General features: G+C 58.4%; 23 protein-coding genes. 17 read left to right on the top strand and 6 right to left on the bottom strand.

What is annotated here, in order from left to right:
- Position 1 precedes the first annotated feature (1 nt).
- The 6 genes from ACX5K5_RS08800 to ACX5K5_RS08775 all read left to right on the top strand — a co-directional run bounded on the left by ACX5K5_RS08800 (position 2) and on the right by ACX5K5_RS08775 (position 5,001).
- On the top strand, positions 2-568 hold the full coding sequence (locus ACX5K5_RS08800) for an HIT family protein (protein ID WP_188686080.1): 567 nt from the start codon (positions 2-4) through the stop codon (positions 566-568).
- Positions 569-1,012: 444 nt separating this feature from the next.
- Complete coding sequence (locus tag ACX5K5_RS08795; protein ID WP_205738306.1) at positions 1,013-1,414, top strand: LppP/LprE family lipoprotein; 402 nt, start codon at positions 1,013-1,015, stop codon at positions 1,412-1,414.
- Positions 1,411-2,007 carry a hypothetical protein gene (locus tag ACX5K5_RS08790; protein WP_096257803.1) on the top strand — a complete coding sequence of 199 codons (597 nt, stop codon included), beginning with the start codon at positions 1,411-1,413 and terminating at the stop codon, positions 2,005-2,007. Before ACX5K5_RS08795 ends, ACX5K5_RS08790 begins: the two co-directional genes overlap by 4 nt.
- Positions 2,008-2,173: 166 nt before the next feature.
- On the top strand, positions 2,174-3,082 hold the full coding sequence (gene pdxS / locus ACX5K5_RS08785; RefSeq protein ID WP_096257802.1) for a pyridoxal 5'-phosphate synthase lyase subunit PdxS: 909 nt from the start codon (positions 2,174-2,176) through the stop codon (positions 3,080-3,082).
- 174 nt (positions 3,083-3,256) lie between these two features.
- Positions 3,257-4,138: a class II glutamine amidotransferase gene (locus tag ACX5K5_RS08780; protein ID WP_459174307.1), complete on the top strand. Its 882-nt coding sequence runs from the start codon at positions 3,257-3,259 to the stop codon at positions 4,136-4,138.
- A 302-nt stretch (positions 4,139-4,440) separates the two neighbouring features.
- Entirely contained in the window at positions 4,441-5,001 is a 561-nt protein-coding gene (locus tag ACX5K5_RS08775) for a dihydrofolate reductase family protein (protein WP_459174306.1), read from the top strand.
- A gap of 76 nt (positions 5,002-5,077) precedes the next feature.
- Here the strand turns inward: ACX5K5_RS08775 and ACX5K5_RS08770 are convergent, their stop codons facing one another.
- Positions 5,078-5,842 (bottom strand): GNAT family N-acetyltransferase, encoded by a 765-nt coding sequence (locus ACX5K5_RS08770; protein WP_096257798.1) that lies wholly within the window; start codon positions 5,840-5,842, stop codon positions 5,078-5,080.
- Positions 5,842-7,854, bottom strand: coding sequence for a M3 family metallopeptidase (locus tag ACX5K5_RS08765; RefSeq protein WP_459174305.1), 2,013 nt, complete (start codon positions 7,852-7,854; stop codon positions 5,842-5,844). The genes ACX5K5_RS08770 and ACX5K5_RS08765 overlap by 1 nt, the downstream gene beginning before the upstream one ends.
- Before the next feature lie 72 nt (positions 7,855-7,926).
- On the opposite strand from ACX5K5_RS08765, the gene ACX5K5_RS08760 reads away from it, so the two are divergent.
- On the top strand, positions 7,927-9,075 hold the full coding sequence (locus ACX5K5_RS08760; RefSeq protein WP_459174304.1) for a CapA family protein: 1,149 nt from the start codon (positions 7,927-7,929) through the stop codon (positions 9,073-9,075).
- Here the strand turns inward: ACX5K5_RS08760 and ACX5K5_RS08755 are convergent.
- Positions 9,072-9,719, bottom strand: a complete 648-nt coding sequence (locus ACX5K5_RS08755) for a DUF6226 family protein (protein ID WP_459174303.1) — start codon at positions 9,717-9,719, stop codon at positions 9,072-9,074. The genes ACX5K5_RS08760 and ACX5K5_RS08755 overlap by 4 nt on opposite strands.
- Before the next feature lie 35 nt (positions 9,720-9,754).
- The gene (locus ACX5K5_RS08750; RefSeq protein ID WP_441663939.1) at positions 9,755-10,588 is read right to left on the bottom strand and encodes an aldo/keto reductase; all 834 of its coding nucleotides are present in this window, start codon (positions 10,586-10,588) and stop codon (positions 9,755-9,757) included.
- 133 nt (positions 10,589-10,721) lie between these two features.
- Between ACX5K5_RS08750 and pdxT the strand changes: the two genes are divergently transcribed.
- The 9 genes from pdxT to ACX5K5_RS08705 all read left to right on the top strand — a co-directional run bounded on the left by pdxT (position 10,722) and on the right by ACX5K5_RS08705 (position 20,186).
- Entirely contained in the window at positions 10,722-11,333 is a 612-nt protein-coding gene (gene pdxT / locus ACX5K5_RS08745) for a pyridoxal 5'-phosphate synthase glutaminase subunit PdxT (protein ID WP_441663938.1), read from the top strand.
- Between the two features lie 3 nt (positions 11,334-11,336).
- Positions 11,337-12,095, top strand: a complete 759-nt coding sequence (locus tag ACX5K5_RS08740; protein ID WP_096257792.1) for a YebC/PmpR family DNA-binding transcriptional regulator — start codon at positions 11,337-11,339, stop codon at positions 12,093-12,095.
- A gap of 3 nt (positions 12,096-12,098) precedes the next feature.
- Positions 12,099-12,701 (top strand): crossover junction endodeoxyribonuclease RuvC, encoded by a 603-nt coding sequence (gene ruvC, locus ACX5K5_RS08735; protein ID WP_346059375.1) that lies wholly within the window; start codon positions 12,099-12,101, stop codon positions 12,699-12,701.
- Between the two features lie 61 nt (positions 12,702-12,762).
- Positions 12,763-13,380, top strand: a complete 618-nt coding sequence (gene ruvA, locus ACX5K5_RS08730; RefSeq protein ID WP_441663937.1) for a Holliday junction branch migration protein RuvA — start codon at positions 12,763-12,765, stop codon at positions 13,378-13,380.
- A gap of 9 nt (positions 13,381-13,389) precedes the next feature.
- Positions 13,390-14,439 carry a Holliday junction branch migration DNA helicase RuvB gene (ruvB, locus tag ACX5K5_RS08725; RefSeq protein ID WP_096257789.1) on the top strand — a complete coding sequence of 350 codons (1,050 nt, stop codon included), beginning with the start codon at positions 13,390-13,392 and terminating at the stop codon, positions 14,437-14,439.
- Between the two features lie 140 nt (positions 14,440-14,579).
- Positions 14,580-14,987, top strand: a complete 408-nt coding sequence (yajC, locus tag ACX5K5_RS08720; RefSeq protein WP_096257788.1) for a preprotein translocase subunit YajC — start codon at positions 14,580-14,582, stop codon at positions 14,985-14,987.
- Positions 14,988-15,044: 57 nt separating this feature from the next.
- Complete coding sequence (secD, locus tag ACX5K5_RS08715; protein WP_346059374.1) at positions 15,045-16,742, top strand: protein translocase subunit SecD; 1,698 nt, start codon at positions 15,045-15,047, stop codon at positions 16,740-16,742.
- Positions 16,735-17,709, top strand: coding sequence for a protein translocase subunit SecF (gene secF / locus ACX5K5_RS08710; protein WP_459174302.1), 975 nt, complete (start codon positions 16,735-16,737; stop codon positions 17,707-17,709). Before secD ends, secF begins: the two co-directional genes overlap by 8 nt.
- A 209-nt stretch (positions 17,710-17,918) precedes the next feature.
- Complete coding sequence (locus ACX5K5_RS08705) at positions 17,919-20,186, top strand: RelA/SpoT family protein (protein ID WP_096257785.1); 2,268 nt, start codon at positions 17,919-17,921, stop codon at positions 20,184-20,186.
- Between the two features lie 18 nt (positions 20,187-20,204).
- Here the strand turns inward: ACX5K5_RS08705 and ACX5K5_RS08700 are convergent, their stop codons facing one another.
- Together ACX5K5_RS08700 and ACX5K5_RS08695 are read right to left on the bottom strand one after the other, a co-directional pair.
- The gene (locus ACX5K5_RS08700; RefSeq protein ID WP_096257783.1) at positions 20,205-20,810 is read right to left on the bottom strand and encodes a hypothetical protein; all 606 of its coding nucleotides are present in this window, start codon (positions 20,808-20,810) and stop codon (positions 20,205-20,207) included.
- 58 nt (positions 20,811-20,868) lie between these two features.
- A complete protein-coding gene (locus tag ACX5K5_RS08695; RefSeq protein ID WP_096257779.1) occupies positions 20,869-22,227 on the bottom strand; it encodes a DUF349 domain-containing protein in 1,359 nt (452 codons plus the stop codon).
- A gap of 143 nt (positions 22,228-22,370) precedes the next feature.
- On the opposite strand from ACX5K5_RS08695, the gene hisS reads away from it, so the two are divergent.
- Positions 22,371-23,696 carry a histidine--tRNA ligase gene (hisS, locus tag ACX5K5_RS08690; RefSeq protein WP_188686066.1) on the top strand — a complete coding sequence of 442 codons (1,326 nt, stop codon included), beginning with the start codon at positions 22,371-22,373 and terminating at the stop codon, positions 23,694-23,696.
- Positions 23,697-23,737 lie beyond the last annotated feature (41 nt).

The raw sequence follows: 23,737 nt of genomic DNA, 5'->3' as shown, positions 1-23,737 counted from the left end.
CATGCAATATTCGCAGGACGAAAACGTCACCGACGACTTTGAACTCGCCGGTGTGCCCGATTCGTTCCAACGTTTGTGGACCCCTTACCGGATGGCCTACATCAAGGGCGGTCAGACGCAGGTGACGGACGAGGCAAGTTGCCCCTTCTGCGCCGGGCCTAACCGCACCGATGAAGAGGCTCTGCTGGTACATCGCGGTAAAACTTGCTACGTGATCCTGAACTTGTTCCCATACAACCCAGGCCACCTGCTTGTTTGCCCGTACCGGCACGTGCCGAACTACACGGATATTACGGTGGAGGAAACCGCAGAGATGGCTGCGCTCGCGCAGCAATCGATGCGGGTACTGCGCAAGGTATCTAACGCCTCCGGCTTCAACTTGGGCATGAACCAGGGCGAAGCCGGGGGAGCGGGTATTGCCGCGCACCTTCATCAGCACATTGTGCCGCGCTGGAACGGGGATGGAAACTTCTTCCCCATCATCGCGCAGACTAAGGCGATCCCGCAGACCCTCTCAGAGGTGCGTCAATCGATCGCCGAGGCGTGGGATAGCGAGAATCCGAGATAGATTCATCAATGCTTATGTCAGGGTGGTAGGAACATTTAGTTGTTCTACCACCCTGACTGCTTTAACCCGAACTATCTCTAAATCTCATATAGTGATTTTCTGGCTCAAATTCTTATGTGACATGGCTAGACTAAGGCTAAATATCTAATACTTACACGATTCTACGGAGGAACCGTGACAGGAAGCGTTGGTTATGGCTTCAAGGCCCTTTCCTTGTCTGCTGCTTTGACGTTACTGCTTGGTGCGTGCTCAGCACCCGGGACTTCGCAAGCGCAACCCACTCACTCTGAGGTAGCGGCAAGCTCCTCGGTGGCGGTCAGCCCCAGCGCCACGCCAACTCCTGAGGAAACAAAAAGCGTGGCACCCACCAAGCCAACTCCCACCGTGACAAAATCTAGCAAACCTGCCCAGCCATCCTGTGGACCAAAGTTAACGTCTGGTGCATTGACTCAACTTGCGACCAAGCTGCCGGCACCAAAGATTTCCACCGGAGAGATCATGGATTGGAAATGGGACGCTGAATACGCAGATCCGTCTACTTATGATGAATGTGCCGCATTATCGTGGGTTACCTTTCCCATTGAGGGCGCCACCGGCTCATCGCCCTACATCATTGCCCTCTTCCACAAGGGGAAGTACCTCGGCGTCGCCACACGGACCACGTTCGGTTTCTTCCCACAGGTTGTACGCGTTGACGATGCGCAACTGAAGGTGACTTATACCTATGCCAAAGATGGGGATTCCAACGCGGGAGCCTCAGGCCGAGCGGTCTCCACTTACTCTTGGGACTTGAATACTCAGTCCGTCAAGCATCATGGCGCATTCCCACCGGGCTACGCACAGTGAATCCGATCGGAACCCTGGACGAAATCCGCGACTGGATTATCAGCGGAACCGAGCACGAAATCCGTTTCGCTATTGAGGGTGCGGCACGATATTCGATTGGCATGATCAATCAGATGCTCGAAGAGCTGAGCTACGAGCACGATGAGAACTGTGATGTGTTCCTGCGCGGTTGGCTGGGTAGCCTTAGCCCGCTGGAACGTCTTGCCGCGGCCGAAGCCACAGAATCCCACTATCAATTGGGCCTGGTGGGAAGGCCGCAGGCCGAGGACAGGGCGCTGCTACAGGTGATGGAGTCGGTCAAGCCCGCCATCGAGCTGGTGGCGGAAATCTTCGAGTTTACCCATGGTCGCGCCAACGATCCGGATCCTTCCTATACCAAGCGCTTCACCCCACGGCTGTTGGCATATGCCGAGCAGCTGCGTTCGGTGGCCGAAGACATCAGTAATGACGTGCCATTGGTGCAGTTCATGTCCGCTGAGGTGAAGCGCATCGAGGCTGATAACCCCGAAGGTTACGGCCAGCCGGCAAAATATCAAGTGGCGGACGCTTTAACGCAGAACCTTAAGTTCCCAGCTAAAAAGTCGGATGACTAGTGAATTCATTGAGATTGACTATGTTACGCACTAACCCTTGACTGAGGGATAAATCCACTATCGGTCGATTGTGACGCAACACCGGAGGTAATAAAGTAAAGCGCTCCTACGATTACTGGCAGAGCACCACTGTGCTTGCCAGTGTTTGAAAGGAATAATACCCAACATGTCTTCTGCAGATCAGCGTCAGGACAACGTCGTCGGCTCCGAGCGCGTTAAGCGCGGTATGGCCGAAATGCTCAAGGGCGGCGTCATCATGGACGTTGTCACTCCGGAACAAGCCCGCATCGCTGAAGATGCCGGCGCCGTAGCCGTCATGGCTCTCGAGCGCGTACCAGCCGATATTCGTGCCCAGGGCGGCGTCTCGCGCATGAGCGATCCGGACATGATTGATAGCATCATCGCCGAAGTCTCCATCCCAGTGATGGCCAAGGCTCGCATCGGTCACTTCGTCGAGGCGCAGATCCTGCAGTCACTCGGTGTGGACTACATCGACGAGTCCGAGGTACTTTCCCCAGCAGACTACGAGAACCACATCGATAAGTGGCCATTCACCGTGCCATTCGTTTGCGGTGCCACCAACCTAGGTGAGGCGCTACGCCGCATCAACGAAGGTGCAGCGATGATCCGTTCCAAGGGTGAAGCAGGAACCGGTGACGTTTCCAACGCGACCGGACACATGCGTAAGATCCGTGCCGAAATCGCCAAGTTGGCTGCGCTTCCAAAGGACGAGCTGTACGTGGCTGCCAAGGAACTTCAGGCTCCATACGAGCTGGTCAAGGAGATCGCTGCGACCGGTAAGCTTCCGGTCGTGCTGTTCACCGCCGGTGGCATTGCCACCCCGGCAGATGCCGCGATGATGATGCAGCTGGGCGCCGACGGCGTATTCGTCGGCTCGGGCATCTTCAAGTCCGGCAACCCGGTTCAGCGTGCCGAAGCCATCGTGAAGGCCACCACCTTCTTCGACAACCCGGATGAATTGGCTAAGATCTCCCGCGGTTTGGGTGAAGCAATGGTTGGCATCAACGTCAACGAGTTGCCAGAACCGCACCGCCTCTCCGAGCGCGGCTGGTAAATATTTTTGCAATGTCCCCGGTGCCGAAGTCTGGCACTGGGGATGTTTTTATGGGTTACGGCGTGAGCCTTTTGCCTTCGCGTCCTTCCCCAGAGGCAAGCTACTTGTTTGCTCATACGCAGCAGGTCTACCGTGGGGGATTACCGGTGCCTTTGCCGTGGGGAATGAGGAACCATGTGTCGTTGGCTTGCCTATCTAGGCTCACCGGTAGAGATCGCAGATATTCTGGTGCGACCAAATCATTCGCTGATCGCTCAAAGCCTGCACGCCGGAGAACTGTTTCTGCCAAATGACCCGCTTGCCGCGCAATTCGCGCACCACGCATTTCCAACCAATGGAGATGGCTTTGGCATGGCGTGGGCAGGACGAGCCGGCACCTTGGGGCAATACCGGCAACTTGGAACAGCCTGGGATAGCCAAAACCTCAAGCACCTGGCGCAACAACTTGAATCAGGCTGCTTCCTTGCCCATGTGCGTGCCGCGCCGGGCGGCACGATCGCGGAACAGAACTGTCATCCTTTTGTGGATCACGGCTGGATGTTTCAGCACAACGGGTCGATACCCAACTTTCGTGAAATCAAACGCGAGCTGACCTTCGATGTGGACCCACAGCTCTACCCGGGTATTCTCGGCAACTCGGATACCGAGCTCTGCTTCTATCTGGCCTTGACCTACGGGCTTGAACACGATCCGGTGACGGCGCTTTCCCGCATGGTCGCCCGGGTCGAACGTGCCCGGCACGAGCAGCAGATTCAGGCTCCCTTTCGAGCGACCGTGTGCGCCTCGGACGGCAAGCATCTGGTGGTGCTGCGATGGGTCAGCCCTCAAAGATCAAACGAGCTGGCGCCGAGTTTGTATCACGCGGCGGGATCAACCATCTTGCACGGTATTGAGGGTGAAAAACTCTCCCTGCCAACCGATGCCCAGTTAGTCGCCTCCGAGCCGCTTTCCCTGCACTGGAGCAGGCATACATGGGTCGAGATCCCGCCCGGAACCATTAATGTCTTTGAACAAGGCCGGCCACCACATATTGAACCGGTAAATTTGGGGTTGTGAAAGGGGAATTTGGCTACGAGAAAGCGACTAATGAGAATTCTGGGAGGAAGCATTCCGCGCGCTCAGATGCACCATCGCCGCCTGCGGTTGGTTTGTGGAAGATGATGCGCGCGCTGCCATGGCGAGGTCCTGCGCGCAAGATTCTCGAACATCTGGCCGGAGAGCCAGCATCCAAGTAATACTTGACGATCGCTCCGCGGCTTTGAGGCTCATAAATCACGGGCAATCGGAAGCCCAGCAAATTTGAGACTACGCGCATCAACCGGTGGAACTTGTCGCCGCCTCGATGGCAAACTTGAGCCATGAGTGAAATCATCTTCGACGCGGCAGTGACGCTAAATGGCTTTCTGGCCGATGAGAACCATAACCTGCAATGGCTTTTTGACGTACCAGGCGCCGAAAAACCGGACCCGGAACTGCTGCCGAAGAACATCGGGGTACACGTTGAAGGAGCAAACACCTACCAGTGGATGCTGGAGCATGAAAACCTCATCGACGAACCGGAAAAGTGGCAACAGTTCTACCCGAACATCACCACCTTTGTCTTCACCCATCGCAACCTGCCGGTACCGGAAGGCGCCGACGTACGCTTCGTTTCCGGTGCGCTGCGCGATCATCTGCCAACGATCCGTGAAGTCGCCGGAGACAAGAATATCTGGGTGCTCGGAGGTGGGGAGCTGCTTGGCCAATTCCTCGACATCAATGCACTAGACAGGCTCGCGTTGACCATCGCCCCGGCCGCCTTGGCCAGCGGAGCGCCACTATTGCCGCGCACCCTAGGCAGCGAGAGACTGGAACTTATCGAAGCACGCCAAGCGGGGCCCTTTGCCCGTCTGGTCTACCAGGTTTTGACCGCGCACTAGCGTTAATAGTGGTTAAACATTGGTGGCGGGAGCCGCCGACATGCATCGGGGTCCCGCCACCATCGTTGGGTGAAGCCTAGCTCCAGGAACGCAGAATCATATGCCGCCCGCGTCCGAGCAACCGCAGCCCATTGGCGCTGAAGAAGTCCGCACTGCTCGGCGGGGACGCCGCGAGCAGTTCCTGGGTTGCATCCTCATCCGGTGGATCCAGTGGATTAATCAGTGACCGGGACAGCCCGTGCAGCAACGCGGTGCCGACACCCTGACGGCGGTGACCTTTACCCACCGCCAGCGAGTGCACCATCGCCTGGCCATTCAGGCCCTGCTGCACAAAACCACGACCGACGATGTCGCCTTCCTCGGTGCGTGCCAGTGCATGCTCTACCCGGCGCAATGCCGGGTGACCGCTGGAAAGCTGCGAAGAAGGATCACGCCACAGATTTGTCACCTTCAGTTCGGCGGCATCCGCTCCGGTGGCTTCTGGAACATTGTTGCCCAGACGGATCTTTCCCTCCCAACGTTCCATCGGGATCGCAAGTCGTCCTGCATGCCAGGCGATCTGCGCATTGTCGGTAAAGCCTGCGTCTTTGAGTCCTGCGGCATCGGATCCCGAATTCACCCAGGCTTCCACACGGCGCGCGCCCAAGCGCATACCCTCGGCAAACGCCGGGCGTAGGCCCGCGGAATCTGCATGCTCCGGAAAGAGCAGGATCAGGCGCTTACGTACCGGCTGCCAAGCCCAGGAGCATCCGTGGGTGGTAAAGATCTTGCCACCTGTAGCTACCGCGAGGGCCTGCTGCCAATGGCTAAGAGCTTCTTGCGCGGAGGCAATTGTCGTCATTATTCTGCGTTCACCAATCCTCGACGGCGCAGCAACGGTTCAACCCGTGCGCTGCGTCCGCGGAACATTTCGTAAGACTCTAGTGGATCGCGCGTATTTCCGCGCGAGAGCAGTTCCTGACGGAACCGCATTCCATTTTCTCGCATTAAGCCGCCATTTTCCTCGAACCACTGCACAGTGTCGGCATCTAGCACCTCACTCCAGATGTAGGAGTAGTAGCCGGCAGAGTAGCCATTGGCGAAAATATGCTGGAAGTACGCGGTTCGGTACCGTGGAGGGATCAGCTCGGGGGTGAAGCCAAAGTTGGTTAAGGTCTCACGTTCAAATGATTCCGGGTCCTCGATGCTGGTTCCCGGCTCGATGGTATGCCAGGCCCAATCCAGCACACTGGCCGCCAAATATTCGGTGGTCGCAAAGCCCTGACCCCACAGCTCCGCCGCACGGATCTTCTCGATGGTTTCCTCGGGGAGCGTCTGCCCGGTTTCATAGTGTTTGGCATAACCGCCAACCACATCCGGGTGCAATACCCACATTTCGTTGACCTGCGAAGGGAACTCGACAAAGTCTCGTGGTACCGACGTTCCCGAGAGGGTCGCATATTTTCCGTTGGACAGTAGCCCGTGCAACGCATGGCCAAACTCGTGGAACAACGTGTTCGTCTCATCTAAGGTCAGTAAGATCGGTTGCCCCTCACCCGGAGCCGCGATATTTAGCGTATTTGTCACGATGGGACGTTCATCTAGATCAGCGGCTGAATCGCGCATGGACGTCATCCAGGCGCCGCCCTTTTTCGTTTCGCGCGCCAAGAAATCACCACTGTATAGGCCCATGGCCGAGCCATCCGCGTCAAAAACTTCCCACACACGCACCGCTGGGTGGTACGTCGGAAGGTCAAAACGTTCGGTGAAGCTGAGGCCATAAAGGGTCTGTGCGGTGGCAAAAACACCGTCGTGCAGCACCGAATCCAGCTCAAAGTAGGGGCGCAGTGCTGCGGAGTCCACAGCAAAACGCTCGCGCAACACCTGGTTGGAGTAGTAAGACCAATCCCAAGCATTCAGCTCACCGCCGGCCAACTCGCGCAGGGTGTCCGCCTCAGCATGTGCGTTACGAACCGCGGCTTCGGTCAGTTCCTTCAACCGGGTGGCTACCGCTTCGGTTGAAGGAGCTGTCGCGTCGGCTAAAACAGTTTCGGCGTGGTTCGCAAATCCAAGCAATGCCGCCCGATCCGCACGCAGTGCCGCCATCTGCGCGGCTAACGGTAGTGTGGAATTCTCGCTGGACCCACGACTCAACGAAGCTTCAAAAACCTTGCGCCGCGACGCGGAACGCGTCAAGGAGGCGAGCACCGGTTGCCCGGTAGGGGAGACCAGCGGAAGCAGGTAGCAGGTGTTGTGCCCGGCGGTTTCAGCGGCCACCCGTGCCGAAGCAATGCGTGCCTCGTCTAGGCCTTCGAGCTGAGCTTCGTCAGTAAAAAGCACCGCGTGTGCATTCTGATTTTCTAAGGCTTTGGTGGAGAACTGCGTGGACAGCTCGGAAAGCTGTGCGTTCAGCGCCTTCAGCTTCTTTTTAGCGCCTGCATCCAAGCGGGCGCCGGCAAGCTCAAAAGTTTTTAGTGTCTCGCTAGCTAGCCGGGCGTCTTCGCCTGCTAACTTACTCAGATCCACCTCGCGCAGCCGTGCATAAAGTTCCGGATTTAGCTGAATCTCGTCACTCTGCGCGGTCAGGATACCGCTGAGCTCGGACTGGATCTCACGCAATTGATCGGTGCCGTGTGCGGAAAGCACACTGAAATAGGCCATCAGCGTGCGGCGTAACAGTTGACCACTGCGTTCGAGCGCGAGAAAGGTGTTCGCAAAAGTCGCCGGCGTTGCATCGGCCACGATGGTGGCGATCTGCGCAAGATGCTCCTGCGCGCCCGTACGGGCTGCCTGCAGGTAATCATCGGCGGTGATGTGGGCGAAATCTGGCCACTGGTAGGGCAGTTCGCTGGGTTTCAGAAGCGGGTTTGGCATAGTGCCAGATAACCACAGGACACGTGATTTTGCTTGCATTAACACGAGGTATCAGCCGATAGGGTGGAACCCATGAAGTCACGTGCGCTGCCCGCGGTCCTCGCATTACTACTGCTCGCAGGATGTTCTGCGGCCCCGCAGGAGGCTACGGCGGAACTTACGCCCAACCCAGTGCAGACCCAGCAGGACTCACTAAGTCCTAGCCCTACACCGAGCGAAACGCCGACGCCAAAGGAACTCTCCTTAATGGCCACCGGCGATGTGCTGTTGCACCCACAACTGCTCGCCGAAGCGAAAACTTCCACGGGCTACGATTTCCAGCCGTTGTTGAATGGGCTTAAACCCTATGTGCAGGACGCCGACGTGGCCTTGTGCAATTTGGAAACACCGATCGGCGTCCCACCCTACTCCGGATACCCCACCTTCAGCGTGCCGGCCCAGATCGTCGCGGACCTGGCAAGCATTGGCTACGATGGTTGCACCACCGCCACCAACCACACCGTGGATATTGGCACCGCCGGGGTCAAGCGCACGCTGGACACGCTAGAAAAATACAAACTCTTTGCCACCGGGTCCTACCGCACGCAGACCGAAGCACAAGCCCCACCGCTGCTTCAGGCCGAGGGTATCAAACTCGGTGTCATCGCCAGCACCTATTCGCTCAACGGTATGCGCGCCGATACCGACTGGCGGGTAGATACCGGGGTGGACGCGAAAAAACTGATCACCCGTGCCAAGGCCGCACAAAAATCTGGCGCGGAAATAGTGGTCGCGGCCATCCACGACGGCACCGAATACAGCACCCGTCCCAGCGACGCACAGCGCAAGCTCGGCCAAACCCTGGCCGAATCCGGCGCCTTCGATTTCATCTACATGCATCACACCCACTCGGTACTGCCCATTGAAAAGCATGAAGGCACCTGGATCGTCTACGGTCTGGGTAACTCGGTAGCCAAGCACGCCACACCGACGATCCTGAACCGTGAGGGAATCAGTATCAAGGCCACCTTCACCCGCACCGGAAAAGATCAGTGGAAGGTGGGGGAGCTGGTCTGGGTTCCACATCAGTTGAGCTCCTCACCGGTCAGGTGGTGTCAGGTATTCACCGCCGATGCCTGCCTGCCTGCGGCCGATGCCAAAGCCTCGCTGGCACGCACCAGCAAAACCGTCAACGCCTATGGTGCCTTCGACGATGGGCTGCAACCCTGGGAACTGGACTAGGCCCCGCGCAATGGCCACGGCGCCCACGCACCATCGGCCGGAAGCATGGCTCGCGCCCTGGCCAAACGCTCCGGTGAAATCTCCTCCACGCCATCGGAGATTTCGCGACCTGCTATTCCGTCCGAATCAAAACGGTGCGTCAGCAGGCCGGCTCCGGATTCATCAAGTATTTCGGTGAAGTGCCCGTTCACGACCGTTGTGATCTGTTCCTCTAAATCGTCCAAAAGTTCGTCGACAGAATCGTCGCAAGCATCACAACCGCAGATCGGAAAGTGCCACTGGTATAGCGCACCAACCGATAAGAGCACCCCGGGAAAATCAGTGAACACTAAACCCAATGGCGCACAGGCACGATCAACCGGAATTAGCCGTACCGACTCAACCACCGGCTGCATTGCATAACCCAGCTCGGCGGCTAAGCCCGAGTCTTGAAGACACCGCACATTGAAGCGTGCAAGCAGCCAATCCATGAGCGCCTGCGCCACGGTATGCAATGGTGCAAAACGCTGTGGGTGGATGGTCACCGAATAACTTTCCTCCGCAGGTTGCCCAGGCCACCGCTGACCATAGGAGATGAGTGCAGCTTGGTCATCAAAGTAATCTTGCCCGGCGATGACGGGGCGCCGGTAACCTTCTAACTGCATGCGATGTTCCTTCCATCCGCCGAGATAACCGCCGGCTAGTGCCCGAACTCGTCCGAGTCGGTAAATGGTCCGGCGCCGGTATCCAGCGCCTCGATTTGCGCCATCTGCGCCGTACTGATCTCGAAGTCGAAGATATCTAGGTTCTCGGCCTGCCGCAGGGGGTTTGCCGATTTCGGCGCGGCCGCCCGCCCGGACTGTACATGCCAACGCAAGGTCACCTGCGCAGGCGTCTTAGCGTGCGCCGCGGCAATCTGCACGAGTGTCGGATGCTGTAAAAATTCAGATTTCCCCCGCCCCAATGGTGAATAGGCTTCGGTGAGCACCCCGTGTTCGGTGTTAAACGCCTGCCACGGTGCACTGCGTCGCTCGGGGTCCAGCTGAATCTGATTAACCGCCGGGGTGAGTCCCGCATCAAGCAAAACCTGTAATTGTGCGGGCTTAAAGTTTGAGACGCCCGCTGCGCGAATCACCCCTTCGTCCACAAGCTTTTGCATCTCGGTGAAGGCTTGAACAAAGGTGCCCTGCTCCGGGTTGGGCCAGTGAATAAGGAATAGGTCCAGGTAGTCCAGGCCTAAACGATTCAGGGAATTTTGCAACGCTTGGCGCACCCCGGTGGCCGAATGCCACTGCTTGTTGAACTTTGTGGTCACAAAAACTTCGTCGCGCGGCACCCCACTATTTCGAAGTCCCAGACCCACCGCTTGCTCGTTTTGATAGTTTTCTGCCGTGTCGATCCGGCGGTAACCAATGTTGAGGGCCGAGGTGACCGCGTCACTGGCTTCGGACTCGCGCATCGGCCAGGTTCCTAAGCCGATCGCGGGCATCAAGAAATCACCGGGCAATTTAAAGGACGAAATATCTGCACTCATAGGCCTGAACCTATCAAGTCCGGCAAACTTCTGGCGACACACCGAGAAATAAAACGGTGCAGTGTGGCCTGCCGGCATTAACGTTATTTCGGCGCTTCCTGCGCCAACTACCCACAAACTGTGAAGGCTCAACATGAGCGAATTTGGTGTGCTCGCATTACAGGGCGACTTCCGTGAGCACCTTGCCGCGCTCGACGGCTTGGGAGTCAAGGCTCGCATGGTGCGCACGCTCGATGAGCTGAAAGCCGTGGATGCGCTGGTCATTCCCGGTGGGGAGTCTTCTGTGATCGACCGGCTCACCCGCAACTACGGTCTGGCGCAACCGATCACGGAGCGCATCGCGGCTGGCATGCCCACTTATGGGTCCTGTGCCGGAATGATCATGTTGGCGGACCGGCTAGAAAACCCTGCGGTCACCAGTACCGGGGAGCAACAGCAGACCCTGGGCGGAATCGATATGTTGGTACGCCGCAATGCCTTCGGGAGACAGGTCGATTCCTTCGAGCACACGCTCAAATTTGCCGGCCACGACCTCACCGCGGTGTTCATTCGAGCTCCCGAAGCAGTTCAAGTAGGCCCCGACGTGGCTGTGCTCAGTACGGTGCCTGCGCCCGATAGCCGTGCACAAGGTAGAATCGTTGCAGTACGTCAGGGAAATTTGTTGGCCACTAGCTTTCATCCGGAAGTTACCGGAAGCAGGGCCATCCACGAATTTTTTGTTAATCTCACGCGAGGAGACGCTTAAAGCATGTCAGGCCACTCCAAATGGGCAACCACCAAGCATAAGAAGGCAGCCATTGACGCCAAGCGCGCCAAGGCCTTCGCTAAATACATCAAGGGCATCGAAGTTGCCGCTCGCGCCGGCGGCGCCGACCTGGCCGGTAACCCGGCACTGGAACTCGCCGTCAGCAAGGCGAAGAAGAACTCCGTGCCCATCAACAACATCGATCGTGCGGTTAAGCGCGGCGCCGGACTTGACGGCGAAGTTGTTGACTACACCGAGATTATCTATGAGGCCCGCGGCCCGCAGGGTTCGGCACTGCTCATCGAGTGCCTGACCGATAACAAGAACCGCGCAGCTTCCGAGGTCCGCGTGGGCATCACCCGCAACGGTGGCACCGTCGCCGATCCGGGCTCCGTGTCCTACCTCTTCGCCCGCCAGGGTGTTGTACGTCTGCCCAAGGGCGAGCTGACCGAGGATGACCTGTTGATGGTTGTGCTCGATGCCGGCGCCGATGAAATCGTCGACGAAGGCGAAACCTTCGCTATTGTCTGCGATCCGTCGGATCTGCGTGCTGTAGCTGCCGCGCTGGATGAAGCGGAAATCGCCTACGAAACCGATGAAATGGAATTCATTCCGTCGATGAAGGTTGATTTGGACGTTGAGGGTGCACGTAAGTTCTTGCACTTGTACGACGCGCTGGAAGAACTCGACGATGTGCAGGGCATTTACACCAACGCCGATCTGTCCGACGAGGTCCGTGCGGCCCTCGACGATGAGCAGTAGGACTTGGCCCTACGTGTCGTAGGCGTCGACCCCGGACTGACCCGCTGTGGTTTGTCCGTGGTCGACGTCGCAGCCAACCGCAAGGTTGAGCTGATTGATGTCACCGTCGCCGGCACCCCGCCGGGCACCCCGCTAGACGCGCGGCTGCTCACCATCGCCGACGCAATCGATGCCTGGCTTGATAAACATCAGCCCGACGTACTCGCCCTAGAGCGGGTTTTCGCCTCGGCCAACGTTTCTACCGTCATCGGTACCGCCCAGGTCACCGGCGTCATTATTCTTGCAGCCGCCCGGCGCAATATTCCGGTGGCGCTACATACCCCCACCGAGGTCAAAGCCGCGGTGACCGGCAGCGGACAGGCTACCAAGGCAGCCATCGGCAAGATGGTCGCCAAGATTTGCCGGCTCGATGAGCCACCTAAACCCGCAGATGCCGCCGATGCGGTGGCCCTGGCCATCGCCCACGGGTGGCGTGGTGCGGCCGTTGGCTCCAACGCTTCGGCCTCAGCATCCGCCGCACGCACTGGTTCCCAACAGCTGACCGCCGCGCAGCAGGCATGGATTGCCGCCGAAGCTTCCTCAAAACATCGTGCGGCTCGTCGTTAATCGCCATTCGTAACTATCTTCGATAAGCTAGAATTGTTCGAACATACTTTTGAGGAGTGGCATGATCAGCTCACTGACCGGCACGGTCCAGGCGGTAACCCTAAACACCGCGGTTATCAACGTCAACGGCTTCGGCATGCTTATCCAAGCTACCCCCGGCACGCTATCGACCTTGCACGTAGGCCGTGAAGCTACCGTGCATACCGCGATGGTGGTGCGCGAAGATTCGATGACGCTGTTTGGCTTCGCTACCCCCGACGAACGTGAGGTATTCGAAGTAGTTATCGGCGTCTCGGGTGTTGGCCCCCGCACGGGTCTGGCGATCTTGGCGGTACACACCCCCGAAGAGGTCCGCATTGCGGCGAACACCAAAGACACCGCCGCCTTCACCAAGGTCTCCGGCATCGGCCCTAAGGGTGCCAGTCGGATCGTGCTGGAGCTCAACGGCAAGCTGATCCCCACCGGCGTAGACACCGCTACGGCACGTCCGGGCACCGACTCGGTCTGGGAGCCACAGGTCATCGAGGCGCTAACCGGTCTAGGCTGGACCGAAAAGGACGCGCAATCAACGCTGAAGGCACTGGGCAAGGCGAACCCTGAAGTTGTCGAAACCGGCAACGTCTCCGAAATTCTGCGTGCGGCGCTACGTAGCATGTCCACCGGCACCCGTGCCCGATAGGATAACCCTGTGAATGATTCCTCGCAGCTGACCAACGCCGGCAGTGAACCCGAAGAGCGGGTGATTGAAGCAGCCCTGCGTCCACGCAACCTGGACGACTTTGTCGGTCAGGGCCGGGTGCGCCAACAGCTCTCACTCATGCTTGAGGCAGCGAAGATCCGCGAGCGCACCGCCGACCACGTACTGCTCTCCGGACCTCCCGGATTGGGAAAAACGACACTCTCGATGATTATCGCCGCGGAAATGAACGCCCCGCTACGCATCTCCTCGGGCCCTGCCATCCAGCACGCGGGAGACTTGGCCGCCATTCTCTCCTCGCTCACCGAGGGTGAAGTGCTCTTTTTGGATGAGATTCACCGGATGTCCCGGCCAGCGGAAGAAATGCTCTACATGGCCATGGAAGATTTCCGCGTCGACATTATTGTCGGTAAGGGCGCCGGGGCCACCGCCATCCCGTTGGAACTTCCGCCATTTACTTTGGTGGGGGCGACTACTCGTGCCGGGCTGCTTCCGGGGCCGCTACGCGACCGCTTTGGGTTCACCGGACATCTAGAATTTTATGCAGTTGAAGAACTCGAACTGGTACTTCGCCGTTCGGCGATGATGCTTGATTTACGCGTGACTTCCTCCGCCTTCAGTGAAATCGCCGGACGCTCGCGTGGCACCCCACGTATCGCGAACCGCTTGCTTCGTCGCGTGCGGGACTGGGCGCTGGTGAACAAACTTGAAGAGATCGATCACGGCGCTGCCGCTGCAGCACTTGAGATGTACGAGGTTGACCCCAAGGGGCTAGACCGTCTGGACCGCTCGGTACTCGAAGCACTGTGCCTTAAGTTTGGTGGGGGACCGGTAGGACTGTCGACGCTGGCCATCGCGGTGGGCGAAGAAAGCGAAACCGTAGAGACCGTCGCCGAGCCCTTCTTAGTTCGTGAAGGGCTCATGGGACGCACCCCGCGCGGACGTATCGCGATGCCAGCTGCTTGGGAGCATTTGGGCCTCGCGGTGCCTAAGGATGCGATCTTTGCCGGAACCCAAAGCTATGAATCCGATGAGGATTAGATGAATACCTCTACTCTGCCCGCGTAAATGGCTTGGTGCTTTGCTTCTAGCCATTAGACTGGAGACGCCCGACACACGCCCTGACTTTGGCGTGCCCGGGCGTCTTCGCTCTTTAAACGAATCGTTAGCAGGTATTACAAGTGAATTCCCTCGTCCTTGCACAGGGAGCCGGTGGCGGCTTCAATCCATCCATGATTCTGATGGTCGCACTCTTCGCAGTGCTGATCATCATGATGATCCGTGGCCGCAAAAAGGTTTCCAAGCAGCAAGAAGCACTGAAGACCAAGTCGGTTCCAGGCGCCAAGGTGATGACCAACTCGGGCATCTTCGGTACCATCATTTCCATCGATGAGCAGGATCGTGTGCTTGTCGAGGTCGCCAACGGCGTTGTGCTCACCTTGCACCGCCAGGCTATCTCCACCTTCTTGGACCCAGCAGTAACCGAGGCTCCCGCCGAAGAAGCCGCTGACACTCCTGCCGTCGCCGAATCCCCAGAAGAGAGCCTTCGTCGTTTGAACGACCAGGGCAAGGACGACCGCAACGCCTAAGGCAGGCACCATCGTGGTGGCTGTCTAGCACGCCACCAGTTCAAGAAAGCACAATAGATGTCATCAATTGGACCTGTAAAACAGGCACGCAAGGCGTTGCTGTGGTTACTGGTCGTCGTCATCATTGCAACCGGTGTTCTGGTTGCTGGTGTGTCGACGGGCAAGACCGGCGCGGCCCCAAAGCTGGCGCTCGACCTCGAAGGCGGCACCCAGATGATCCTGGCGCCCCGGGTTAAAGGCGACGTAGCTATTAGCCAGGAGCAGCTCGATCAAGCGGTGGAGATCATTCGCCAGCGTGTAGATGGTTCCGGTGTTTCGGAAGCCGAAATCACCACCCAGTCTGGACGTAACGTCGTCGTGTCGATGCCCGGTACCCCGGATGCTGAAACTCGCCAGCTGATCCAAGCCTCGGCGAATATGGAATTCCGTCCGGTGCTCATTACCGGTTCCTACGAGGCAACTCCAAAGGAACAGCGCACAGCTGACAAGGACATTCCAGCGCCAACGGCCAAGCCGGAGAATCCTTCGGATACCAGCTGGATCACCAAAAAGCTCTATAAAGAGTTCGAGGCCTACGACTGCCCTATCGAGCTCGAGAAGCGTGAAACCACCGAGCACGATCCAAAGACCGCGATGATTTCCTGTGATCCGCGCCAGGGAGTGAAGTACATCCTCGGCCCGCAGGAAATCCCAGGTGACCAAATTTCTGATGCCTATGCCAACTTGGCACGCGGTGTGCAGGGTGCGGTTACCGGCGAGTGGGTTGTGGTGATCGAGTTCAACAAGCAGGGCGCCGCAACTTTTGCGGAAACGACTCAGCGTCTCATCGCGTTGCAGGGTTCACAGAACCAGTTCGCCATCGTGCTTGACGGAACCGTCATCTCAGCTCCAACCACCAATGCGGTGATCTCCGATGGTCGCCCACAGATTTCTGGTGGCTTCACCGAGGAATCTGCGCAGGCGCTGGCCCAACAGCTCAAATACGGCGCACTGCCGATCAGCTTTGATATTCAGTCTGAGCAGCAGGTATCAGCCACACTCGGTGGTGACCAGCTCAAGGCAGGTATTATCGCGGGCATCATTGGTCTAATCTTGGTGTTCATCTATTCGCTCTTCCAGTACCGCGCGCTGGGTCTCGTCACGATTGCTTCGCTGATCGCAGCTGGCCTACTGACCTATCTTTCGCTTGTACTACTTGGCTGGGCGATGAATTATCGCCTATCCCTGGCAGGTGTGGCAGGTCTGATCGTGGCCATCGGTTTGATCGCTGACTCCTTCATCGTTTACTTCGAACGTGTCCGCGATGAGTTGCGCGATGGCCGGTCATTGGCCAGCGCCGTCGATGTAGGTTGGTCGCGCGCTAAGCGCACCATTCTTGCTTCGAAGGCAGTGAACGTGCTGGCCGCTATCGTGCTCTATCTGGTAGCAGTGGGCAACGTGCGAGGGTTCGCCTTCACGCTGGGCTTGACCGCAATCATCGACCTCATCGTCGTGTACGGTCTGACCCACCCAACATTGATGCTGCTGGCACGCACGAAGTTCTTCGCCGACGGACACCGCCTCTCCGGCCTGGATCCATCGCTGCTTGGCGCGGTGCCGCTATACCGCGGTGCCGGCAAGGTGCGCAGCTTTAATGAAAATGCGCAGGAGAACCGCGGCAAGAAGAACTCTAAGGCGAGCGGTGAGGCTGCCAAGCGGCTGACCATCGCCGAACGTCGTCGCGCCGAAGCAAACCGGGAGGAGAACAATGAATAAGCTCGCAGAGTGGGGCAATCAGCTCTACACCGGGAAGCGCTCCTACCCGTTCACGCAAAAGCACCGCTTGTGGTTCCTGATCGCAGGGATCCTGATGATCTCCGCGATCCTGGTCCCAGTGGCTAAGGGTGGGTTCAACCTCGGAATCGATTTCCGTGGCGGTTCGGAATTCATGGTCTCTGGTGTCCAGAACACCCAGGTCAGCGTCGGCGAAGACGTAGTCAAGAACGCCGCAGACGGCGCCGAAGCCACAGTCACGAATATCGCTCCGGGCACCATGCGCGTGCAGACCGATCGACTCAGCGATGATCAGACGATCAGCGTTGCCGGGGAACTGGCCCAAGCCTACGAGGTGGAAGCTAGCGAGGTGACCAGTAACTTCATTGGTCCAACCTGGGGACAGGACGTTTCGCGCCAGGCGCTGTTAGGCCTCTTGGTCTTCATCGTGCTGGTGGGTCTGCTGATGGCAGCGTACTTCCGCACCTGGAAGATGTCCGCCGCAGCCATCATTGGTCTACTGGTAGTGATCATCATTACCGCCGGAATTTATTCACTGTCCGGTTTTGAGATCACGCCCAGTGCGATTATCGGCTTCCTAACGATTCTCAGTTACTGTCTGTACGACACCGTGGTGGTCTTCGACAAGGTTCGAGAGAACACCAAGAACTTTGATCAACAGACCAAGCGAACTTTCCAGCAGCAGGTGAACCTCGCGGTGAACCAGACGTTGGTGCGTTCGATCAACACCTCGGTGGTTGCAGTGCTGCCAGTGGCTTCGATCTTGTTCATCGGTTCCTACCTGCTCGGTGCCGGTACGCTCAAGGACCTGTCGCTGGCGTTGTTCGTCGGTATTATCGTCTCGGCACTATCGACCCTCTTCGTTCAAGCGCCGCTGTATTACCAGCTGCGTCACGGCGATGAGGACGTGCAAAAGCACAATAAGAGGATGGAAGCGCTGGACGCCTAAGCACTAAAAACCTTCTTGGCATCAAGCCACGAGCGAAGTGCCCCGGATCAACCGATCCGGGGCACTTTTTTATAGTAGTGTCGAACGGGTAATTAGTTGTCATTGCGCGAATGTGCTATAACGAATGAACTAAAACATTGCACGGCGCCGGCATCGCTAGCTTGGCACCTAGCACCGTTAGGACCGGCAACGGTGGGAAGGAGCGAGGCATGGCTAACACGCCGACCCCGAACAATTCGAAGCGACGCTCTATCTCACGTCTAGTACGCTTTGCGGGCCGAGGAAGCACCCCCAGCACCTCGCCAACTTTGGAACCGCTGCTGCGCACGGTCAAATCCAAACACCCCAAGGCTGATCTGGACCTGCTGATCCACGCCTACGAGGTGGCAGAAAAGTACCACGAGGGTCAAAAACGTAAAAGTGGCGACCCCTACATCACCCACCCGGTGGCCGTGGCGACGATCCTTGCAGAAATGGGTATGACAGGTTCGATCCTGGCTGCCGCGTTGTTGCATGACACCGTGGAAGACACCGACTACTCGCTGGAATCGGTCACCAAGGAATTTTCCGAAGAGATCGCGATGCTCGTCGATGGGGTGACCAAACTCGACAAGGTCACCTACGGGGATGCCGCCCCGGCGGAAACCGTGCGCAAAATGGTCGTCGCGATGTCCCGCGATATCCGCGTGCTGCTCATCAAATTGGCTGACCGTCTACACAACGCGCGCACCTGGCGCTATGTCTCCCCGGAGTCCAGCTCGCGCAAGGCGAAGGAGACCTTAGAGATCTTCGCTCCGCTGGCGCACCGGCTGGGTATGAACGCGGTTAAATGGGAACTGGAAGACCTTTCCTTCGCAGCCCTGCACCCACTGGTGTACCAAGAGATTGTTCGCATGGTGGGGGACCGCACCCCGGAACGCGAAAAATACCTCGCCGGCATCCGCGAACAGCTGAACAATAAACTTAACGAACTCAACGTCCATGCCCAAGTCTCCGGCCGACCGAAGCACTACTACTCGATCTACCAGAAGATGATCGTGCGCGGTAAAGACTTCGACGACATTCACGACCTGATGGGCGTGCGGATCACCGTGGACTCGGTGAAGGATTGTTATGGCGCACTGGGTGTAGTGCACTCCGAATGGAATCCGCTGCCCGGACGTTTCAAAGACTACATCGCCCTGCCTAAGCTAAACCTTTATCAGTCTTTGCACACCACCGTGATGGGCCCAGAGGGCAAGCCAGTGGAAATTCAGATCCGCACCCATGAGATGCACCTGCATGCCGAAAACGGGGTGGCAGCACACTTCCAGTACAAGCACGGCGACCGGTCAGATGCGATGCTCTCACCGGAGAAGAACATGGAGTGGCTACGCTCCTTAATGGAGTGGCAGGAAGACACCACCGACTCCGAGGAATTCCTCGACGGGCTGCGCTACACCATCAACTCCGCCGAAGTTTACGTGTTCACCCCCAAAGGTGACATCATGTCGCTGCCGGTGGGTGCTACACCGATCGACTTCGCCTACTCCATCCACACCGACGTCGGCCACCGCACCATCGGCTCCCGGGTGAATGGCAAGCTCGTTCCGCTGCATACCGAGTTGAAGCAGGGCGACGTGGTGGAGGTCTTCACCTCCAAGGCCGAAGACGCCGGCCCTTCGCAGGACTGGCAGAACTTCGTCAAATCCCCGCGGGCCAAGGCTAAAATTCGCGCGTACTTCTCTAAGGAACGCCGCGAGGAAGCGATTGAAAAGGGCAAGGAGCTGCTCACCAAGGAGCTGCGCCGCAATCAGCTGCCACTGCAGCGATTGATGACCCATGAGTTGCTGACCACCGTGGCCACCAACCTGCACCACGTGGATATTTCAGCGCTCTACCAGTCGGTGGGTGATGGGCACACCAGTGCACAGAACGTTATCGAACATCTGGTCTCGCTCACCGGCCCTCCGGCGGGCGAACAGGTTGATGAAGAAGCCGTCGTCAGTACGAGCCTGTCCAAGCCCACCACGGGCAACGACGCCGGCGTCATCGTTCAGGGTGTCGGCGATGTGCTGGTCAAGCTCGCTCGTTGCTGCACTCCGGTCCCACCGGATGAGATCCAGGGCTTCGTCACCCGCGGCGCCGGAGTATCGGTGCACCGCACCGACTGCCTCAACCTCGCACAGCTTGCCCAACAACCTGAGCGGCTGGTTCAGGTATCTTGGGCGGAAAAGCACCACGGGGTGTTCCTGGTGGAAATCCAAGTGGAGGCGTTGGACCGCAAGTCACTGCTTTCCGATGTCACCCGGATCTTGTCCGAAAGCCACCTGAACATTCTCTCGGCCAGCGTGCAAACCAGCCGCGAACGAGTGGCGATCTCACGGTTCTCCTTCGAAATGGGCGATCCAAAGTTCCTGAGCCATGTGCTCAACCAGGTCCGCCGCATCGACGGGGTCTACGACGTCTACCGCACCACCGCAGGAAGCCGGCGCTAAACGCTAAACCCTGCCGGTTTAGGCAGCACGCGCCTCATAGGACTGCACCAACCGTAGTGCGCGCGCCACCGGGGCACTAGCCTCCAGTTGGGCCAGGCTTTCGCCCACGGCGTCCAGATTCAAAAACGGATCACCGAGGCGTTGCACTTGATTAAACACCGAGGTGGCGATCGGCAACGGGTCATAACAGGCCACATCGCATACCGTGCGCAATGAACTGCTCAGCCTGACCCGCTTGCGATTGACCACATCCTCATCGTCAATCGGCAGCTGCACAAATTCAAAGTTCAGCCCGTTGCCCGGCCGGTAAGGCCGGTGATAGAGGTCCGATGAAATACAGACGGTGTTCACATGCGGCAGTAAGCCGTGAATCCACGCGGCGGTCTGCTGGCAGAAAATATCAGTTCTGCCAAAGTGCCGACCGGCAAGAAACGCGGCTATTTGCGCCCGCGCGGTCGAGTCATAACGAAACCTGCTCTCCACAAAACACCCGCCAATGGATTCGCGCAGCAACCCATGGGTAGCCATGGCGCCGAGCTCATTGCGGGTAAAAGGTTCGCCGACGATAAACAGGTCTTCGGGGATACGCAACGCGGCGACGCGCTGTCCGGTAACTTTTTCCATAAAGCTACTGAACCAGCAAGCGCCGCCGCGTAGGGGGTGTTTGTGCGATCTGTGGATTCTAGTCGAGATCCGCCGCAGACTTCTCCAGGGTGTTCAACCACATCTGGCGAGCCTCCAGGGCCTCCTGAGCCTTCGCGATCCGCTTGGCATTACCCTGCTTTTTCGCTGCTTCAAGATCGTCTTCCAAAGCTGCAATGGTGTCCTGCAACTGCGAAAGCATCGAGTTCGACCGAGCCTTGGTCTCCGGATTTGACCGGCGCCACTGCTCTTCTTCGGCACCCTTGACGGCCTCTTCAACCTGACGCAATGCCGATTCCACTCGCTGGAGGTCCGCGCGTGGCACCTTGCCAGCTACTTCCCAACGGCTACGAATTGAATCGAGTTTCTGCTTGGTGATGGAAAGATCCTTCACCGGTACCAGGGCACGAGCCTCTTCAAGCAGCGCCTCCTTGACGATCAGGTTTTCACCGTATTCGGCGTCGACCTTCGCATTTTCCGCGGCGCGAGCCTGGAAGAATACATCCTGCGAGGCACGGAAGCGGCTCCACAGTGCGTCGTCATCCTTACGCGAAGCACGGCGGGATTTTTTCCACTCGTCCATCAGTTTGCGGTACTCGGCGGCGGTGCCTGCCCAGTCGGTGGAGCTTTGCAACGCCTCGGCGCGGCTGATCAGCTCCTCCTTGGCAGACTTCGCCTGCGCGTTGGTGGCATCGAGCTGTGAGAAGTATGCCCGGCGGTGCCGGTCAAAGGTGGTGCGCGCGGCACGGAAACGTTTCCAGAGCGCATCTTCGGTGGCACGCGGCAAGCGTACGGCCGAACGCTGAGTTCCCTTCCACGTTTCGAACAGTTCGTTCATTGCGGTGGAAGCGGTCTTCCACTGGATCTGCTCGGGGCGCTTCTCAGCCAATGCTTCGGCTTGCTCCACTAAGGCTTCGCGGACCTTGAGCTGTTCGGCGCGGGCGGCCTCGGTGACCTGACGCTGTTCGCCAGCCAGAGCACTCACCGCGGTACGTGCAGCGGCGATCCGTGCTTCGAGCTTAGGAATATCGCCGACCAGATGACGTTCGGCCACGGTGGCGGCCAAGGTATCCAAGGTCTTCGGCATATCGCCGCTTGGTGCCTTGGCACTCACGCGCTGTTCGAGCAGCATCAACTGGGACAGGACATCGTCGTACTTGCGCACAAAGTAGGCCAAAGCCTCATCCTTTGTGGCATCCGGGTACTGTCCGACCGGGTGCTCGGCGCCGTCAATGATGACAAATACATGCCCATCGTCGGTGACGCGGGCAAATTTTGCCGCTTCTTCAAGGGGGGTACTGTGGTCGACGGGCTGAGCCACAACCTGCTTTGCCACTGGCTTATGCGCCTGTGGCAAGGGGATGTTCGGGCTGTCGTCGGATTTCTGACTGGTGGTCACCGCTGAAACTCTTTCGCTTTACTGTTCGCTTGCTTTGGCTAACTCTACCTGTGAGCTGCACTTCTTAGTAAGCCGACGTGCACAGTATTGCTAGCTGTTGCGTCGTAAGATGGATAGGCAACCATTTTGTATGAAGGAGTTTCATGGCACGCAAGGCCTCATTATCAGGTTTCCCCGAATGGCTTCCCGCCGAGCGGGTCGTCGAACAACATGTGTTGGACACCTTGCGTCGCACCTTTGAACTGCATGGTTTTGCCAACATTGAAACGCGCGCGGTAGAAACCCGCGGGCAGCTACTGCGCAAGGGCGAGATCGACAAGGAAGTTTACGGCCTCTCCCGGCTGGCGGCTGAAAATGAAGATAAGCACGATCCCAACGCACTAGCCCTGCACTTTGATCTGACGGTGCCTTTCGCCCGCTACGTGGTAGAAAATGCCGGACACTTGGCTTTCCCCTTCCGCCGCTACCAGATGCAGAAGGTGTGGCGCGGCGAGCGTCCGCAAGACGGCCGCTTCCGCGAATTCACCCAAGCAGATATCGACGTCGTTGGCGAGGGCACCCTCGCCTTTAGCTACGACGTGGAGCTGGCACTAACCATTGCCGATGCGCTGTCCGCACTGCCGATCGGCGACTTCCGTTTGCGCGTGAACAACCGCAAGCTGGCCGAAGGCTTCTACCGTGGTCTGGGCCTAGAAGATCCGGACGCGGTGTTGCGCGCCATCGACAAGCTGGAAAAGATCGGCAACGAGGCGGTCGCCACGATCCTCATCGACGAGGTCGGCGCCACCCGTGAACAGGCCGACGCCGCGCTGGCCCTGGCTGCCATCCGCACCCTGGATACCAGCTTCGTGGAGCAGGTGCGCGCGCTCGGCGTAGAACACGAACTCTTAGACACCGGGCTCGATGAACTCTTCCAGGTCATCGACGCCGCCTCCAAGCGCGCCCCGGGCAAGGTGATGGCGGACCTGTCCATCGCCCGCGGCCTCGATTATTACACCGGCACCGTGTACGAGACCGTGCTGGTGGGTCACGAATCCTTGGGTTCGATCTGCTCCGGCGGACGCTACGAATCGTTGGCTTCCAAGGGGAAGAAAAATTATCCGGGCGTGGGCCTGTCCATTGGAGTCACTCGTTTGGTCTCGCGGATCCTTGCCGAAGAGCTGGTGAGCGCCGCGCGCACCGTGCCGTCGGTGGTATATGTCACCTTGGCTGATGACGATTCCTGGCACCAAGCCCAAGACGTTGCAGCTTCGCTGCGTGGCCGGGGGATCGCCTGCGAGGTCGCCTCGAGCGCCGAAAAGTTCGGTAAGCAGATCAAGTTCGCAGACCGACGCGGGATTCCGTTCGTTTGGTTCACCCAGGAAGACGGCACCCACGAGGTGAAAGATATCCGCACCGGTGAGCAAATCACCGCCGATCCAAGCAGCTGGACCCCACCGGCAGAAGATCTGTACAACACCGTCAACTAGTTGCGGTGCACTAAACTCGTCAACGAGAAGAACTGAAGAGA

The organism is Glutamicibacter bergerei (genome assembly GCF_054495185.1).
Note: the sequence above shows the minus strand (reverse complement) of the source record. Positions and strands in the feature narration are given on the sequence as shown.